Raw genomic sequence first — 16,418 nt, forward strand, 5'->3', positions numbered from 1 at the left:
TGAGACCTGATGCCGAGCCGATTGTGGTGAAGTGGATGATCCTATGCTGTCGAGAAAAGCCTCTAGCGAGTTTCATGGCGGCCCGTACCCTAAACCGACTCAGGTGGTCAGGTAGAGAATACCGAGGCGTTCGGGTGAACTATGGTTAAGGAACTCGGCAAAATGCCCCCGTAACTTCGGGAGAAGGGGGGCCATGTCCGGTGATGGAATTTACTTCCTGAGCTGGGTGTGGCCGCAGAGACCAGCGAGAAGCGACTGTTTACTAAAAACACAGGTCCGTGCGAAGCCGTAAGGCGATGTATACGGACTGACGCCTGCCCGGTGCTGGAACGTTAAGGGGACCGGTTAGCTCCATTTCGGTGGGGCGAAGCTGAGAACTTAAGCGCCAGTAAACGGCGGTGGTAACTATAACCATCCTAAGGTAGCGAAATTCCTTGTCGGGTAAGTTCCGACCTGCACGAATGGCGTAACGACTTCTCGACTGTCTCAACCATAGGCCCGGTGAAATTGCACTACGAGTAAAGATGCTCGTTTCGCGCAGCAGGACGGAAAGACCCCGGGACCTTTACTATAGCTTGATATTGGTGTTCGGTTCGGCTTGTGTAGGATAGGTGGGAGACTGTGAAGCATGCACGCCAGTGTGTGTGGAGTCGTCGTTGAAATACCACTCTGGTCGTGCTGGATGTCTAACCTGGGTCCGTGATCCGGATCAGGGACAGTGTCTGGTGGGTAGTTTAACTGGGGCGGTTGCCTCCTAAAGAGTAACGGAGGCGCCCAAAGGTTCCCTCAGCCTGGTTGGCAATCAGGTGTTGAGTGTAAGTGCACAAGGGAGCTTGACTGTGAGACCGACGGGTCGAGCAGGGACGAAAGTCGGGACTAGTGATCCGGCGGTGGCTTGTGGAAGCGCCGTCGCTCAACGGATAAAAGGTACCCCGGGGATAACAGGCTGATCTTCCCCAAGAGTCCATATCGACGGGATGGTTTGGCACCTCGATGTCGGCTCGTCGCATCCTGGGGCTGGAGTCGGTCCCAAGGGTTGGGCTGTTCGCCCATTAAAGCGGTACGCGAGCTGGGTTTAGAACGTCGTGAGACAGTTCGGTCCCTATCCGCTGTGCGCGTAGGAGTCTTGAGAAGGGCTGTCCCTAGTACGAGAGGACCGGGACGGACGAACCTCTGGTGTGCCAGTTGTTCTGCCAAGGGCATGGCTGGTTGGCTACGTTCGGGAGGGATAACCGCTGAAAGCATCTAAGCGGGAAGCCTGCTTCGAGATGAGGACTCCCACCCACTTGATGGGGTAAGGCTCCCAGTAGACGACTGGGTTGATAGGCCAGATATGGAAGACCGGTAACGGTTGGAGTTGACTGGTACTAATAGGCCGAGGGCTTGTCCTCAGTTGCTCGCGTCCACTGTGTTGGTACTGCATGGGGGACCGTGTGGGAGAGTAGGACGCCGCCGAACTATCATTCAGTAAGCCCTGGTGGGAATTCGTTCCCACCAGGGCTTATTTGCGTTTACCCACCCCCCCTCCGCACATCCCTTCCGGAGTTACCGGTAAGGTCAAGAGGGCATCAAACAAGTACGTTCCCCACAGGAGGCTCCCGGGTGGAGGTCCAGGAGACGCGCGTCCAGACCGACCGCGTCCTCACCATCCCCAACATCCTCAGCATGGCGCGCCTGGTCGGCGTACCCGTCTTCCTGTGGCTGATCCTCCAGCCCGTCTTCGGCGGACCGAAGAGCGACGGTTGGGCGCTGCTGGTACTGGCCCTGAGCGGGGTCAGCGACTACCTCGACGGCAAGCTGGCCAGGCGTTGGAACCAGATCAGCAGTCTCGGCCGGCTCCTCGACCCGGCCGCCGACCGGCTCTACATCCTCTCCACCCTGGCCGGCCTCACCTGGCGCGGGATCCTGCCGCTCTGGCTGACCGCGGCCCTGTTGGCCCGTGAGGCGATGCTCCTGGTCATGGTGTGGATTCTGAGGCGGCACGGCTATCCGCCGCCGCAGGTGAACTTCCTCGGCAAGGCCGCGACGTTCAACCTGATGTACGCCTTCCCGCTGCTGCTTCTCAGTGACAGCGGTACCTGGCTGGATACACCGGCCACCGTTTTCGGATGGGCGTTCGCCGGATGGGGTACAACCCTCTATTGGTGGGCAGGGATCCTCTACGTGGTTCAGGTCCGCCGACTGGTCAAGGCGGATACCGCGGATACCACGGCCGACTGATCCCCGTGTAAGTCCCACGTTCAACCGGGCGTTTTGGTCGGCGGTCCGTCATCTCTCGAGGAGGACGCTTCCGACATGAAGGCCGTCGTGATGGCCGGTGGCGAAGGCACTCGCCTTCGCCCCATGACCTCAAGCATGCCCAAGCCGCTCCTGCCGGTGGCCAATCGCCCGATCATGGAGCATGTCCTCCGGCTGCTCAAGCGGCACGGGCTCACCGAGACGGTGGTGACCGTCCAGTTCCTCGCCTCCCTGGTGAAAAACTACTTCGGCGACGGCGAGGAGCTCGGAATGGAGCTCACCTATGCCAACGAGGAAAAGCCACTCGGCACCGCCGGCAGCGTCAAGAATGCTGAAGAGGCCCTCAAGGACGACACCTTTTTGGTCATCTCCGGTGACGCCCTGACCGATTTCGACCTGACCGATCTGATCCGGTTCCACCGGGAAAAGGGTGCCTTGGTCACGGTCTGCCTCACCCGGGTCCCCAATCCGCTGGAATTCGGCATCACCATCGTGGACGAGGCGGGCCGGGTGGAGCGCTTCCTGGAGAAGCCCACCTGGGGCCAGGTCTTCTCCGACACCGTGAATACGGGCATCTACGTCATGGAGCCCGAGGTCTTCCAGTACGTCGCCCCCGACGTCCCCGTCGACTGGTCGGGGGACGTCTTCCCCCAGCTGATGAAGGAGGGCAAGCCGGTCTACGGCTATGTCGCCGAGGGCTACTGGGAGGACGTCGGCACCCACGAGAGCTACGTCAAGGCCCAGGCCGACGTCCTCGAACGCAAGGTGGACGTCGAGATGGACGGTTTCGAGATCTCACCCGGCGTCTGGGTCGCCGAGGGAGCCGAGGTCCACCCCGACGCCGTCCTCCGCGGCCCGCTCTACATCGGCGACTACGCGAAGGTCGAGGCCGCCGCGGAGATCCGCGAGCACACGGTCGTCGGCTCCAACGTCGTCGTCAAGAGCGGCGCCTTCCTCCACAAGGCCGTCGTCCACGACAACGTCTACATCGGCCAGCAGAGCAATCTGCGCGGCTGCGTCATCGGCAAGAACACCGACGTGATGCGTGCCTCCCGGATCGAGGACGGGGCCGTCATCGGCGACGAGTGTCTCATCGGTGAGGAATCGATCATCCAGGGGAACGTCCGGGTCTATCCCTTCAAGACCATCGAGGCCGGCGCCTTCGTCAACACCTCGGTGATCTGGGAGTCCCGCGGCCAGGCCCACCTCTTCGGCGCGCGGGGGGTGTCCGGCATCCTCAATGTGGAGATCACCCCCGAGCTGGCCGTACGGCTCGCGGGTGCGTATGCCACGACGCTCAAGAAGGGCGCGACCGTCACCACGGCGCGCGACCACTCGCGCGGCGCGCGCGCCCTCAAGCGGGCGGTGATCTCGGCCCTGCAGGCCAGCGCGATCGAGGTGCGCGACCTGGAGAACGTACCGCTGCCGGTGGCCCGTCAGCAGACCGCCCGGGGAAGCGCCGGCGGCATCATGATCCGTACCACTCCGGGTGTGCCGGACTCGGTCGACATCATGTTCTTCGACGAGCGCGGGGCGGACCTCTCGCAGGCGGGCCAGCGGAAGCTGGACCGGGTGTACGCCCGCCAGGAGTACCGGCGCGCGTTCCCCGGGGAGATCGGAGATCTCTCCTTCCCCTCCAGCGTCTACGACTCCTACTCGGGCGCGTTGCTGCGGTCCATCGACACTTCCGGCGTCGCCGAGGCCGGGCTCAAGGTCGTCGTCGACGCCTCCAACGGCAGCGCCGGCCTCGTGCTGCCCAGCCTCCTCGGCCGGCTCGGCGTGGAGGCGCTCACCATCAACTCCGGGCTCGACGAGGCGCGTCCGACCGAGACCGCCGACACCCGCCGTTCGGGGCTCGTGCGGCTCGGGGAGATCGTCGCCTCCGCGCGGGCGGCGTTCGGCGTGCGCTTCGACCCGGTGGGGGAGCGGATCTCCCTGGTGGACGAGCGCGGCCGCATCGTCGAGGACGACCGGGCCCTGCTGGTGCTGCTCGACCTGGTCGCCGCCGAGCGCCGCAGCGGCCGGGTGGCCCTGCCGGTGACCACCACCCGCATCGCCGAGCAGGTCGCGGCCTACCACGGTACGCAGGTGGAGTGGACGACGACGTCGCCGGACGACCTGACCCGGGTGGGCCGGGCCGATTCGACGATCTTCGGCGGGGACGGGCGGGGCGGGTTCATCGTGCCGGAGTCCAGCAGCGTGTTCGACGGTACGGCGGCCTTCGTCCGGCTGACCGGTCTGGTGGCCCGCACCCAGCTCACGCTCAGTCAGATCGACGCGCGCATTCCCCGGGCCCACGTCCTGCGCCGCGACCTGGCGACGCCCTGGGCGGTCAAGGGGCTGGTGATGCGGCAGGTGGTCGAGGCGGCCGGTGACCGCTTCGTCGACACGACCGACGGCGTGCGGGTGGTGGAGGCCGACGGGCGGTGGGTGATGGTGCTGCCCGACCCCGCGGAGGCGGTGACGCACCTGTGGGCCGAGGGGCCTGACGACGCGTCCGCCCAGGCCCTGCTGGACGAGTGGTCGGCGGTCGTGGACGGTGCCGGCCGCTGAGTCCGTACGCGCCGTGAGGCGCCGTCTTCCCGGTCCGGATCCGGCACGCCGGTGGGGCCATTGGGAGACGGCGCCTCCGACGTGCGACGATGTGCGGCATGTCGCAGCAGCCCCCCGTTCGGAGCACTTCCGCGCCGCCCCCGCGCCCCGATGCCTCCATGTCGCTGCTGACCAACGTGATGGACCACAGCCTGGACGAGGGGTACGCGGAGGCGGCGGCCCGGCGGGCCGAGGGCGGTACGGGGCTGCCGGGCCGGCTGCGGGCCAAGCTGGGGCTCGCCGCGGGGCTGTTGCTGGCCGCGGTCGTGGTGACGCTCGGGGCGGCGCAGGCGCGGATATCGGCACCGACGCTGGCCAAGGAGCGCGAGCAGCTCATCAACCGCATCGAGTCGGAGACCTCGGCGGCGGACTCGTTGCAGAAGAACGTCGACGCCCTGCGGGAGACCGTCGGCGACCGGCAGCGCGAGGCCCTGGAGGAACACGGCGGGGACAAGGCCGAGTTGGTCTCCCTGCTCGCCGGCGCGACTCCGGTGCGGGGCCAGGGGCTCAAGGTGGTCGTCGACGACGCCAAGCAGGCCAAGACCGGTGGCGGCGGCCCCCGGGAGAGCAGCGGCTTCTCGGACACCGGCCGGGTGCGCGACCGTGACATGCAACGCATCGTCAACGGGCTGTGGCAGGCGGGTGCGGAGGCCGTCGCCATCAACGATCAGCGCCTGACGTCGTTGTCGGCGATCCGGGCGGCCGGGGACGCCATACTGGTCGACAACAAGCCGCTGGTTCCGCCGTACACGGTGCTGGCGATCGGCGACGGCAAGCGGATGAGCACGGCGTTCCAGGACAGTGTGGACGGTCAGTACCTGCACGTCCTCCAGCAGAACTACGGGGTCAGGGCGAACATCTCCGTCGAGGAGGACGTCCGGCTGCCGGCCGCGCCGAGCCTGATCGTCCGTACCGCACGACCGCAGGATGGCGGTGCGGCCGGCCGCACCGCCGACACAGGGAAGGGCACATCGTGATCGCCGTATTGGGCCTCGTCGTGGGAGTGGTGGTGGGACTGGTCGTCCGCCCCGTGGTGCCGACGGCGGTCGAGCCCTACCTGCCCATCGCCGTGGTGGCCGCGCTGGACGCCGTGTTCGGCGGGTTGCGGGCGATGCTGGACGGGATCTTCGACGACAAGGTCTTCGTGGTGTCGTTCCTGTCCAACGTCGTCGTGGCGGCCCTGATCGTCTTCCTGGGCGACAAGCTGGGCGTCGGGGCGCAGCTGTCGACGGGTGTGGTGGTCGTCCTGGGCATCCGCATCTTCTCCAACGCCGCCGCGATCCGGCGGCACGTCTTCCGGGCGTGAGGCCGATGAGCACCGACGACACGCCCGAGGAGCCGAAGGGTTCCGGTCCCGGGCGCCCGGAAGAGCCGGAGGGGCCGAAGGGGCCTGAGGGGCCCGAGAAACCGGTGGAGGCGGCGCGGGAGGCGGAACCCCCGCCCCCGTCCGTGACGGGGCGTCAGCGGCTGCTGCACGCGCTCTGGCCGCCCCGGTTCACCCGGGCGCAGCTGACGATGGCGGTGCTGTTGTGTGTGCTGGGGCTGGCCCTGGCGATCCAGGTGCGGTCCAACAGCGAGAGCAGCGTGCTGCGCGGGGCGCGCCAGGAGGATCTGGTGCGGATCCTGGACGAGTTGGACAACCGCACCAAGCGTCTGGAGGATGAGAAGCGGCGGTTGGAGAGCCAGCGCACGGAGCTGGAGAGCAGTTCCAACCAGGCCGCCGAGGCCCGCAAGCAGACGGAGCAGAAGGAGCAGCAGCTCGGCGTGCTGGCGGGTACGGTGGCTGCCCAGGGGCCGGGCATCGTGCTCACGGTGAGCGACCCCAAGGGAGCGGTCGAGCCGGACTCGCTGCTGGACGCCATCCAGGAGCTGCGTGCCGCGGGGGCCGAGGCGATCCAGATCAACGATGTCCGCGTGGTCGCCGGCACATACTTCTCGGGTGGTGCGGGGAAGGTGGAGATCGACGGCAAGAAGATCTCCCAGCCGTACAAGTTCAAGGTCATCGGCAAGCCCGACGATCTGAGGCCGGCGCTCAACATCCCCGGCGGTGTGGTGCAGACTCTGCAGAAGGAACAGGCGGGGGTGGACATCTCCCGGTCTGAGAAGATCACTGTTGACGCCTTGCGTCCGGCGAAGCGGCCTGACTACGCTCGGTCGTCATCGCAGTGAGACAGGCGCACGCAGGAGCTCTGCGGGGAGGGCGGGAAGTTGCGGGGGGTCGGCGCACCAAGAACGGGGTGCGTGATGGAAACTGTCTGTTGGCCTTGGACGTTGTAAGGATGTCCAGGTCGGACGGTGTGTGCATCGAGGGTTTGTCCTGCCCCACGGGCGGGTCTGTTTCGGTCAAGGGGAATCGCCCGTGAAGTTGTTTGCGAAGTTGTTCGGCAAGAGCGCACGCCAGAGCGGCGGCAGTGGTGCCGCCCGCCACCGGGCCGCGGGTCCGGTGGAAGGCGAGGAGCGGGGCCAGGAAGGCCGCCCTCTGTTCCGCGACCAGACGGGCGGTCCGGGAGTCGCTCCCGAGGACCCCTCGGCGACGGGTCGCATAGGTTTCGGCACTCCGCCGGGAGCGGGGGAAGGCGCCGGGCAGGTCTGTACCAGGTGCGGCCACCGGAACGGTGAGAACAGCCGGTTCTGCTCCAACTGCGGCGCGCCGCTGCGGCCCGGTGCCGTGGCCGAGCGGGCCTCGGAGACCACCTCCACCATCTCGATCTCGGGTCTTGAGGCGTACGACTCGGAGACCACCGGGCAGACCCCCATCCCGTCGCTCTCCCCGGAGGCCCAGGCCGCGGTGGAGGCGCTGCCGGCGGGGTCGGCACTGCTGGTTGTCCGGCGCGGCCCGAACTCGGGCAGCCGCTTCCTGCTGGACGGCGAGGTGACCACCGCGGGCCGGCACCCGCAGAGCGACATCTTCCTCGACGACGTGACCGTCTCCCGGCGGCACGTGGAGTTCCGCCGCGGCCAGGACGGCAGCTTCACCGTCACGGACGTCGGCAGCCTCAACGGCACGTACGTGAACCGGGAGCAGATCGACTCCGTGGTGCTGGCGAACGGCGACGAGGTGCAGATCGGCAAGTATCGCCTGGTCTTCTTCGGCAGCCAGCGGGGCATCTGACCCACCCCAGGAAGGGCCATGCTTCAGACACCGTCGGGCGGCGCCGGATCCTCCGGCACCGCCGGTGCGGAGGGCCGGCCGGTGAGCATCGGCACGGTGCTCACCGTGCTGCGCGAGGAGTTCCCCGAGGTCACCATCTCCAAGATCCGTTTCCTGGAGGCGGAGGGCCTGGTGGAGCCGCAGCGCACGCCGTCCGGCTACCGGAAGTTCAGCCCGGCGGACGTGGAGCGGCTCGCCCAGGTGCTGCGGATGCAGCGCGACCACTATCTGCCGCTGAAGGTCATCCGGGAGCACCTGGACGCGCTGGAGCGGGGCGAGCGCGTACCGCTCCCGTCCCCGGGGCAGCCCCGGGACGCCCTCGATCTGCCCGAGGACGCTGTCGAGGCGGTGGAGGCCGGTGACGTTCCCGCGCCTTCTTCGCGAGTCGGCCGGGCCGAGCTGCTGACCGCCGCCGGGGCGACCGAGGCGGAGCTGGTGGAATGGGAGTCCTACGGGCTGGTCGCGCCCCACTCGGACGGCGCATTTGCCGCCGATTCCGTGGCTGTCGCCCGGCTCGTCGCCGACCTGGGGCGATTTGGTCTGGAGCCGCGTCACCTGCGGGCCATGAAGGCCGCCGCCGACCGCGAGGCCGGCCTGGTCGAACAGGTGGTCGCACCACTGCGCAGGCACCGCAACCCACAGACCAGGGCGCACGCCGAGGCGACCGCGCGGGAGCTGGCCGGACTTTCCGTACGGCTGCACGCGGCCTTGGTGCAGTCCGCGCTGCAGCAGCGCGGACAGTGAGCGGGACGTCCCGACTACCCAAACCCGGCGGGCACGTCCTAGGGTTGCTGTGTGAACGAGCTCGATGTCGTGGGTGTCCGGGTGGAAATGCCGTCCAACCAGCCGATCGTGCTCCTGCGCGAAGTGGGAGGCGACCGCTACCTCCCTATCTGGATCGGCCCGGGGGAGGCGACGGCCATTGCCTTCGCCCAGCAGGGCATGGCCCCGGCCCGGCCGCTGACCCATGACCTGTTCAAGGACGTGCTGGACGCGGTCGGCCAGCAGCTCGCCGAGGTCCGGATCACGGACCTGCGCGAGGGCGTGTTCTACGCGGAGCTCGTCTTCGCCAGCGGGGTGGAGGTCAGCGCGCGGCCGTCCGACGCCATAGCGCTGGCGCTGCGCACCGGTACGCCGATCTACGGCAGCGACGGTGTGCTGGACGACGCGGGCATCGCGATTCCGGACGAGCAGGAGGACGAGGTGGAGAAGTTCCGCGAGTTCCTCGACCAGATCTCGCCGGAGGACTTCGGCACCAGCAATCAGTGAGGGCCCGTCGAGCGGCGGCCGTGGGCGGCCGGCGAGGCGCGGTCCCGGGCCGGAAAAAGGGCGGTCCGGGCGCATTCGAGTAGCCTTTCCCCTTATGGGGATACGTAAAACCACTCTCAGGGTGATTATCACTCGGCGTGCCGAGTGTGGCGATCGTTGACGCACCCCGAGCGACTGCCTACCGTCGAGAAGGCAGGTCAAGGACGGAGGTCGGCGTGAGAAGCACGGGCGACGGTACAGCGGTCGGCAGTCCGTATCCGCTGCATGGGGGAACGGTCGAACCGGTGACCCGCCCCCACAGCCTCAACGGCATGGGGGGTACCCCCGTCCCCACCGCGGCGGCGGTCACCTCGCAGCGGGGGCACCGGGCCGGCACGGAGACGGAGACCGGGGGGGACGCCACGACCGGCACCGACACCATTGGTTACCGGGGGCCGACCGCGTGCGCGGCGGCCGGCATCACCTATCGACAGCTCGACTACTGGGCGCGCACCGGGCTGGTCGAGCCCAGCGTGCGGCCCGCCTACGGCTCGGGCAGCCAGCGGCTCTACAGCTTCCGGGACGTCGTCGTCCTGAAGATCGTCAAACGGCTGCTGGACACCGGGGTCTCCCTGCAGAACATCCGCACCGCCGTCCAGCACCTGCGCTCGCGCGGCATGGCCGACCTCGCGCAGATGACGCTGATGAGCGACGGGGCCACGGTGTACGAATGCTCCTCGCCCGACGAGGTCGTCGGGCTGCTCCAGGGCGGGCAGGGCGTCTTCGGCATCGCCGTCGGGGTGGTGTGGCGCGACGTCGAGAGCGCGCTGGCCCAGCTGCACGGGGAGCGGGTGGACACGGGGGAGACGCTCGTCGGGCACAACCCGGCAGACGAGCTGGCGCGCCGCCGCAACCGGGCCGGCTGAGGGGCTCGCGGGCGCCGCCACCGACACCCTGCGTCGCACATCGGTGCGATTGTCAGTGGTGTGCGGCACCATCTGTCATGTGAGAGGTTCGCCGACGATCCTGCATCTGGACATGGACGCCTTCTACGCCTCGGTGGAGCAGGCGGCCAAGCCCAGCCTGCGCGGAAAGCCGGTGGTGGTGGGCGGCGTGGGCCCCCGTGGCGTGGTGGCCACGGCCTCGTACGAGGCGCGGGTCTTCGGCGTCCACTCGGCCATGGCGACGGCCCAGGCACGCAGGCTCTGCCCCAACGCCGCGTATCTGCACCCGCGGTTCACCCTCTACCGGCAGATCAGCGACATCGTCATGGAGCTGCTCGGCCGGCTGTCGCCGCTGGTCGAGCCGCTCAGCCTCGACGAGGCGTTCGTGGACCTGGAGGCGGGCGGCGTCGAGTGCTCCTCGGCGGCGGTCCGGGCCGTGGGCGAGCAACTGCGCAGGGACATCCGGGCGGCGACCGGGGTCAGCGGATCGGTGGGGCTCGCCGGGTCCAAGATGCTCGCGAAGATCGCCTCGGAGCAGGCGAAGCCGGACGGTCTCGTCGTCATCGAGCCCGGTACGGAGCTGGAGCTGCTGGGGCCGATGCCGGTGCGGACCATCCCGGGCGTCGGGCCCGCCACGGCGGAGGCGCTGCGGCGGGCCGGCATCCACACCGTGGCCGAGACGGGCGAGGCCGGCGAGGCGGAGCTGGTACGGCTGCTCGGCAAGGCCCACGGGGCGTCCCTGCACGCGCTGGCGACCGGTCACGACGACCGTCCCGTGGTGGCGGAGCGGGACGCGAAGTCCGTCTCGGTGGAGGACACCTTCGCCGAGGACCTCACCGACCGGACCCGCGTGCAGCTGGAGCTCGCGCGCCTGGCGGACCGGTGCGTGCGGCGGCTGCGGGATGCCGGGCGGTCCGGGCGCACGGTCGTCATCAAGGTCCGCCGTTACGACTTCTCGACCCTGACCCGCTCGGAGACCTTGCGGGGGCCGACGGACGACCCCGCCGTCGTGCGGGAGGCCGCTGCCCGGCTGCTGGAGGGGGTGGACACCTCGGAGGGCGTCCGGCTGCTCGGCGTGGGGGTCAGCGGGCTGGCCGACTACACGCAGGAGGACCTTTTCGCGTTCGCGCGGGCGCGGGCGGAGGAGGAGGCGGGGGCGGGAGCGGATGTGGGGGCCAGGGCCGGGGAGGCTGAGGGGGACGATCGGGGGGAGGACGAGGAGCGGGCGGATGCCGGGGGGCGGCCGCGGCAGTGGTTCCCGGGGCTGGATGTGGTCCACGCGGAGTTCGGTCGGGGCTGGGTTCAGGGGAGTGGGCTCGGGCGGGTCACCGTGCGGTTCGAGGAGCCCTGGTCGGAGGTGCCGGGGCGGGTGCGGACGTTTGCTGCGGATGATGTGGCGTTGGAGCCGGCTGATCCTGTGCCGTTGTTGCGGCCGTCCTGTGTGGAGGGGGCGGAGGGGGAGTGTTCTGGTGGGGGCCGTGGGGGCGGTGGGGGTGCGCGGGCTTCGGCGGTGTTGGGGGGAGGAGGGGGCGTCAGTGCCGCCTGATTTTGGTTTGCCCCAGCCCCGCCCTTTCACCGTTTCTTCCGGGGCTCCGCCCCGGGGCCCGGGCGGGGCTTCGCCGCGCGCAGGGCGGGGGCTGCGCCCCCTGCACCCCGCCGGGGGCTTCGCCCCCTGGACCCCCGCCTGGGGCTCCGCCCTCGGACCCCTACCTGGGGCTCCGCCACTGGAACCCGTTTCGGGGCTCGCCCCGGACCCCGCAACCGCGCTTCGCGCGGTTGTCCTCAAACTCCCCGGAGGGGGCAACCCCCAGACGGGCTGGTGCGGGGCTCAGCACCCAAGGCCCGCGATGCGGCCGCGTCGTGTGCGCGGTGGAGGAGCAGCTGGACGGCGTCCGCGTTCGTCCTCAAGTGCCGGGCGGGCTGGGATCGCTCCCCGCGTTGGTGTCTGGATCCGGATATCGGGAGGTGAAGCCCGGGCGCACAGCTCGGCCTCGTCGGTTCAAGGCTCGTGGGTCGGGTCGATGGGGGATTCCGGTGGCAGGCTCAGGCGGTAGTGGTGGTAGAGCCGGAGTTCCTGTTCGGGGGAGAGATGGCGGCCTACGCCCAGGTCGGGGGCTTCCCTGATGAGTGAGCGCTCGTAGGGGATGCGCAGCACCCCGTCGACGACCTCGCTCGGCTTCAGCGGGACGAACGCGTCGCGGCCGAAGAGCCCGGTGCGCACCGCCGCCCACTCCGGCGTGCCCGTCGCGTCGTCCAGGTACACCTCGTCCACGGTGCCGATCCTCGCGCCGTCGCGGTCGTAGGCCCTGCGCCCGATGAGGCTCCGGGGGTCGATGTCGGTCTGCACGGTTCCTCCCGTGGGCTGCGCCCCCTGGGTCACGTCCGTCCCGCCGGGTTCCCCTGGAAGCTCATCACAAAGCCCATGAAAACCCGTGAGGGGCATGAAATGCCACATAGGAGGAAGGGGCTCTCGGGAGATCCTCCCGCGGCATCGCCGCTGGTAGTCTGGCGATTGGCCGCTGACCCCGCGCGGGAGAGTCCCTCAGGGACCCGGACAGGCATTGACCTGGAAGGGTTCGACGGGGGCGCCGAAGGAGCAAATCCTCCCCGGAATCTCTCAGGCACACGTACCGCGCGGACGAGGTCACTCTGGAAAGCAGGGCGGGCCCCGGTCCTCGTACCATGCCGAGCCCCCCTCACCGACGGTGAAAGCCGGGCTGCCCGCATGGGCCCGGTGAAGCTCTCAGGTCCAGTTGACAGAGGGGGAGGCCGTCCGGGTACCCGCGCCGTGGTACCCCTCGCAGGTCGTATGACCAGGAGGCCCCCGCAGATGACTGCCCACCGCATCGCCCTCTCCGACCTGGAGCGCGGCACTCCCTTCGCGAACCGCCACATAGGCCCCGACACCGGGGCCCAGGCGAAGATGCTGGCCCAGGTCGGCTTCGGCTCGCTCGACGAACTCACGGCCGCCGCCGTACCGGACGTGATCAAGAGCGCCGAGGCGCTCCGGCTGCCCGGGGCCCGCGGCGAGGCCGAGGTGATCGCCGAGCTGCGCTCGCTCGCCGACCGCAACCAGGTGCTCGTCCCCATGATCGGCCTGGGCTACCACGGCACGTTCACCCCGCCCGTGATCCTGCGCAATGTCCTGGAGAACCCGGCCTGGTACACGGCCTACACGCCGTACCAGCCGGAGATCTCCCAGGGCCGCCTGGAGGCCCTCCTCAACTTCCAGACCGCCGTCGCCGACCTCACCGGGCTGCCGACCTCCGGTGCCTCGCTCCTCGACGAGGGCACCGCGGCGGCCGAGGCGATGGCGCTCTCCCGCCGTATCGGCAAGGTCAAGGACGGCGTCTTCCTCGTCGACGCCGACGCCCTGCCGCAGACCGTGGCGGTCATCGAGACCCGCGCCGAGCCGACCGGGGTCGAGGTCGTCGTCGCCGACCTCTCCGCCGGCATCCCTGACGAGATCGCCGGGCGCGGCGTCTTCGGCGTGCTGCTCCAGTACCCCGGTGCCTCCGGTGAGGTCCGCGACCTGCGGCCGGTCATCGAGCGGGCGCACGAGCTGGGCGCGGTCGTCACCGTCGCCGCCGACCTGCTCGCGCTCACCCTGTTGACCCCGCCCGGCGAGCTCGGCGCGGACATCGCGGTCGGCACCACCCAGCGCTTCGGCGTCCCCATGGGCTTCGGCGGCCCGCACGCCGGATACATGGCCGTCCGCGAGAAGTTCGCCCGCAGCCTCCCCGGCCGTCTCGTCGGCGTCTCCGTGGACGCGGACGGCGACAAGGCGTACCGCCTGGCGCTGCAGACCCGTGAGCAGCACATCCGCCGCGAGAAGGCCACCAGCAACATCTGCACCGCGCAGGTCCTGCTCGCCGTGATGGCCGGCATGTACGCCGTCTACCACGGCCCCGAGGGCCTGACGGCCATCGCCCGCCGGGCCCACCGCTACGCCGCGCTGCTCGCCGCGGGGCTGCGCGCGGGCGGCGTCGAGGTCGTGCACGGCACGCACTTCGACACCGTGACCGCCCGCGTCCCCGGCCGGGCCGACGCGGTCCTCGCGGCCGCCCTGGAGCGCGGCGTCAACCTTCGCAAGGCGGACGCCGACACCGTCGGCATCGCCTGCGACGAGACCACCACCCGCGAGCACCTGGCCGCCGTGTGGGCCGCGTTCGGAGTGGACGCCGACGTGGAGGCGCTCGACACCACCACCCCCGACGCGCTCCCCGAGGAACTGCTGCGCCGCTCCGCCTTCCTCGCCCACCCGGTCTTCCACCAGCACCGCTCCGAGACGTCGATGCTGCGCTACCTGCGCCGTCTCGCCGACCGGGACTACGCGCTGGACCGGGGCATGATCCCGCTCGGGTCCTGCACGATGAAGCTCAACGCCACCACGGAGATGGAGCCCATCACCTGGCCCGAGTTCGGCGCGCTGCACCCCTTCGCCCCGGAGGAGCAGGCCGCGGGCTACCTCACGCTGATCCGCGAGCTGGAGGAGCGGCTGGCCGAGGTCACCGGCTACGACAAGGTCTCCCTCCAGCCCAACGCCGGTTCGCAGGGCGAGCTGGCGGGCCTGCTCGCCGTCCGGGCCTACCACCGTGCCAACGGGGACGAGCAGCGCACGGTGTGCCTCATCCCGTCCTCCGCGCACGGCACCAACGCGGCCAGCGCCGTGATGGCCGGCATGCGGGTGGTCGTCGTCAGGACCGGTGACGACGGCGAGGTCGACGCCGCGGACCTGCGCGCCAAGATCGAGCAGTACCGCGACGAGCTGGCCGTGCTGATGGTCACCTACCCGTCCACGCACGGCGTGTTCGAGGAGCACATCAGCGACATCTGCGCGCTGGTGCACGAGGCGGGCGGCCAGGTCTACGTGGACGGCGCCAACCTCAACGCCCTGGTGGGGGTGGCGAAGCCGGGCAAGTTCGGCGGCGACGTCTCGCACCTGAACCTGCACAAGACCTTCTGCATCCCGCACGGCGGCGGCGGTCCGGGCGTCGGCCCGGTCGGCGTCCGCGCGCACCTGGCGCCGTACCTGCCCAACCACCCGCTGCAGCCGTCGGCCGGACCGGAGACGGGCGTCGGCCCGGTCTCGGCGGCGCCCTGGGGCTCGGCCGGCATCCTGCCGATCTCCTGGGCGTACGTCCGGCTCATGGGCGGCGAGGGCCTCAAGAAGGCCACCCAGGTCGCGGTGCTGGGCGCCAACTACGTCGCCAAGCGCCTGGAGCCGCACTACCCCGTGCTCTACACGGGCCCGAACGGCCTGGTCGCGCACGAGTGCATCATCGACCTGCGGCCGCTCACCAAGGCGACCGGCGTGTCCGTGGACGACGTCGCCAAGCGCCTGATCGACTACGGCTTCCACGCGCCCACCATGTCGTTCCCGGTGGCCGGCACCCTGATGATCGAGCCGACCGAGAGCGAGGACCTCGTCGAGCTGGATCGTTTCTGTGAGGCGATGATCGCCATTCGCGCCGAGATCGAGAAGGTCGGCTCGGGCGAGTGGGACAAGGACGACAACCCGCTGCGCAACGCCCCGCACACCGCCGCCTCGGTCGCCGGCGAGTGGGAGCGCCCCTACAGCCGCGAGGAGGCGGTCTTCCCGGCCGGGGTCGTGGCCGCCGACAAGTACTGGCCGCCGGTGCGCCGGATCGACGGCGCGTTCGGCGACCGCAACCTGGTCTGCTCGTGCCCGCCGCTGGACGAGTACGAGGGCTAGTCGCACCTCGCACAGGAGAAGGGCCGGTCCGGCGGTGCGCCGGACCGGCCCCTTTCGCGTCGTCCTCCGGTGTGCCGGACGCCCCGTCAGGCGGCGGTCACGATCTGCTCGGTGCCGAGCGGCCGGTGCGGGGCGATGATCTGCCCGTCGGGCAGGAGCTCACCGGTGTCCTCGAAGACGAGGACGCCGTTGCACAGCAGGCTCCAGCCCTGCTGCGGGAAGTGGGCCACGAGATGCGCGGCTTCCCGGTCGGCTGAGTCGGCTGACGGGCACGCGGGCTGGTGCTGGCACATGGGAGGGTTCTTTCGCTGGGATGTCGGTGATGCTGATGCTGTGCTGCGGCTCGATGCGGTGGTCATGCCGCCCCCCGTTGCGATTCGGTCGGTCGGTCCCAGTGTTGCCCTACGGGCGTGATTCCGCAGGGATTTCATGGCAGCGGTCCTCTGTGGAGGAGGACGCGTCACCCATGCGGACGGTTGCTGTCAACAAGGCTGTCGCTTCGGTCGATTCGGGTCGGCGCCGGCGAGGT

The 16,418-nt window shown here is 69.6% G+C and carries 13 protein-coding genes, 1 riboswitch and 1 other annotated feature (1 of these 15 running past the window's edge); of the genes, 11 read left to right on the forward strand and 2 right to left on the reverse strand.

Annotated elements, in window-relative coordinates; all coding sequences use genetic code 11:
• Positions 1–1,391: a sequence feature (most likely nonfunctional fraction of RNA operon), on the forward strand (it extends 3,098 nt beyond the left edge of the window).
• A 211-nt stretch (positions 1,392–1,602) separates the two neighbouring features.
• From I5Q34_RS22525 to I5Q34_RS22570, 10 genes are all read left to right on the forward strand, one after another.
• Positions 1,603–2,220, forward strand: coding sequence for a CDP-alcohol phosphatidyltransferase family protein (locus I5Q34_RS22525; RefSeq protein ID WP_199894105.1), 618 nt, complete (start codon positions 1,603–1,605; stop codon positions 2,218–2,220).
• A 75-nt stretch (positions 2,221–2,295) separates the two neighbouring features.
• The gene (locus tag I5Q34_RS22530) at positions 2,296–4,791 is read left to right on the forward strand and encodes a mannose-1-phosphate guanyltransferase (protein ID WP_199894106.1); all 2,496 of its coding nucleotides are present in this window, start codon (positions 2,296–2,298) and stop codon (positions 4,789–4,791) included.
• A 98-nt stretch (positions 4,792–4,889) separates the two neighbouring features.
• A complete protein-coding gene (locus tag I5Q34_RS22535; RefSeq protein WP_199894107.1) occupies positions 4,890–5,807 on the forward strand; it encodes a DUF881 domain-containing protein in 918 nt (305 codons plus the stop codon).
• On the forward strand, positions 5,804–6,136 hold the full coding sequence (locus tag I5Q34_RS22540; protein WP_049715989.1) for a small basic family protein: 333 nt from the start codon (positions 5,804–5,806) through the stop codon (positions 6,134–6,136). The genes I5Q34_RS22535 and I5Q34_RS22540 overlap by 4 nt, the downstream gene beginning before the upstream one ends.
• 5 nt (positions 6,137–6,141) lie before the next feature.
• Positions 6,142–6,999 (forward strand): DUF881 domain-containing protein, encoded by an 858-nt coding sequence (locus I5Q34_RS22545; RefSeq protein WP_199894108.1) that lies wholly within the window; start codon positions 6,142–6,144, stop codon positions 6,997–6,999.
• 130 nt (positions 7,000–7,129) lie between these two features.
• Positions 7,130–7,942 (forward strand): FHA domain-containing protein, encoded by an 813-nt coding sequence (locus I5Q34_RS22550; RefSeq protein ID WP_374193046.1) that lies wholly within the window; start codon positions 7,130–7,132, stop codon positions 7,940–7,942.
• 18 nt (positions 7,943–7,960) lie between these two features.
• Positions 7,961–8,725, forward strand: coding sequence for a MerR family transcriptional regulator (locus I5Q34_RS22555; protein WP_199894109.1), 765 nt, complete (start codon positions 7,961–7,963; stop codon positions 8,723–8,725).
• A gap of 51 nt (positions 8,726–8,776) precedes the next feature.
• On the forward strand, positions 8,777–9,250 hold the full coding sequence (locus I5Q34_RS22560; protein ID WP_049715992.1) for a bifunctional nuclease family protein: 474 nt from the start codon (positions 8,777–8,779) through the stop codon (positions 9,248–9,250).
• 215 nt (positions 9,251–9,465) lie between these two features.
• Positions 9,466–10,155: a MerR family transcriptional regulator gene (locus I5Q34_RS22565; RefSeq protein WP_199894110.1), complete on the forward strand. Its 690-nt coding sequence runs from the start codon at positions 9,466–9,468 to the stop codon at positions 10,153–10,155.
• Between the two features lie 79 nt (positions 10,156–10,234).
• Positions 10,235–11,719: a DNA polymerase IV gene (locus tag I5Q34_RS22570; protein WP_199894111.1), complete on the forward strand. Its 1,485-nt coding sequence runs from the start codon at positions 10,235–10,237 to the stop codon at positions 11,717–11,719.
• Positions 11,720–12,172: 453 nt separating this feature from the next.
• Here the strand turns inward: I5Q34_RS22570 and I5Q34_RS22575 are convergent, their stop codons facing one another.
• Positions 12,173–12,520 carry a PRC-barrel domain-containing protein gene (locus I5Q34_RS22575; RefSeq protein WP_199894112.1) on the reverse strand — a complete coding sequence of 116 codons (348 nt, stop codon included), beginning with the start codon at positions 12,518–12,520 and terminating at the stop codon, positions 12,173–12,175.
• Positions 12,521–12,693: 173 nt separating this feature from the next.
• Positions 12,694–12,816: riboswitch (glycine riboswitch) on the forward strand.
• 187 nt (positions 12,817–13,003) lie between these two features.
• Here I5Q34_RS22575 and gcvP point away from each other — a divergent pair.
• Positions 13,004–15,889 (forward strand): aminomethyl-transferring glycine dehydrogenase, encoded by a 2,886-nt coding sequence (gene gcvP, locus I5Q34_RS22580; protein ID WP_199894113.1) that lies wholly within the window; start codon positions 13,004–13,006, stop codon positions 15,887–15,889.
• A gap of 86 nt (positions 15,890–15,975) precedes the next feature.
• Here gcvP and I5Q34_RS22585 read toward each other — a convergent pair whose 3' ends face one another.
• A complete protein-coding gene (locus I5Q34_RS22585; RefSeq protein WP_199894114.1) occupies positions 15,976–16,182 on the reverse strand; it encodes a DUF5999 family protein in 207 nt (68 codons plus the stop codon).
• Between the last annotated feature and the right edge of the window lie 236 nt (positions 16,183–16,418).

Source organism: Streptomyces sp. AV19 (assembly GCF_015999245.1).
GTDB lineage: Bacteria > Actinomycetota > Actinomycetes > Streptomycetales > Streptomycetaceae > Streptomyces.

Bases quoted from the DNA above. Each gene is read 5' to 3' on its own strand.
- I5Q34_RS22585 (WP_199894114.1), bottom strand. From the start codon at position 16,182: ATGTGCCAGCACCAGCCCGCGTGCCCGTCAGCCGACTCAGCCGACCGG.
- gcvP (WP_199894113.1), top strand. From the start codon at position 13,004: ATGACTGCCCACCGCATCGCCCTCTCCGACCTGGAGCGCGGCACTCCC.
- I5Q34_RS22535 (WP_199894107.1), top strand. From the start codon at position 4,890: ATGTCGCAGCAGCCCCCCGTTCGGAGCACTTCCGCGCCGCCCCCGCGC.
- I5Q34_RS22545 (WP_199894108.1), top strand. From the start codon at position 6,142: ATGAGCACCGACGACACGCCCGAGGAGCCGAAGGGTTCCGGTCCCGGG.
- I5Q34_RS22555 (WP_199894109.1), top strand. From the start codon at position 7,961: ATGCTTCAGACACCGTCGGGCGGCGCCGGATCCTCCGGCACCGCCGGT.
- I5Q34_RS22530 (WP_199894106.1), top strand. From the start codon at position 2,296: ATGAAGGCCGTCGTGATGGCCGGTGGCGAAGGCACTCGCCTTCGCCCC.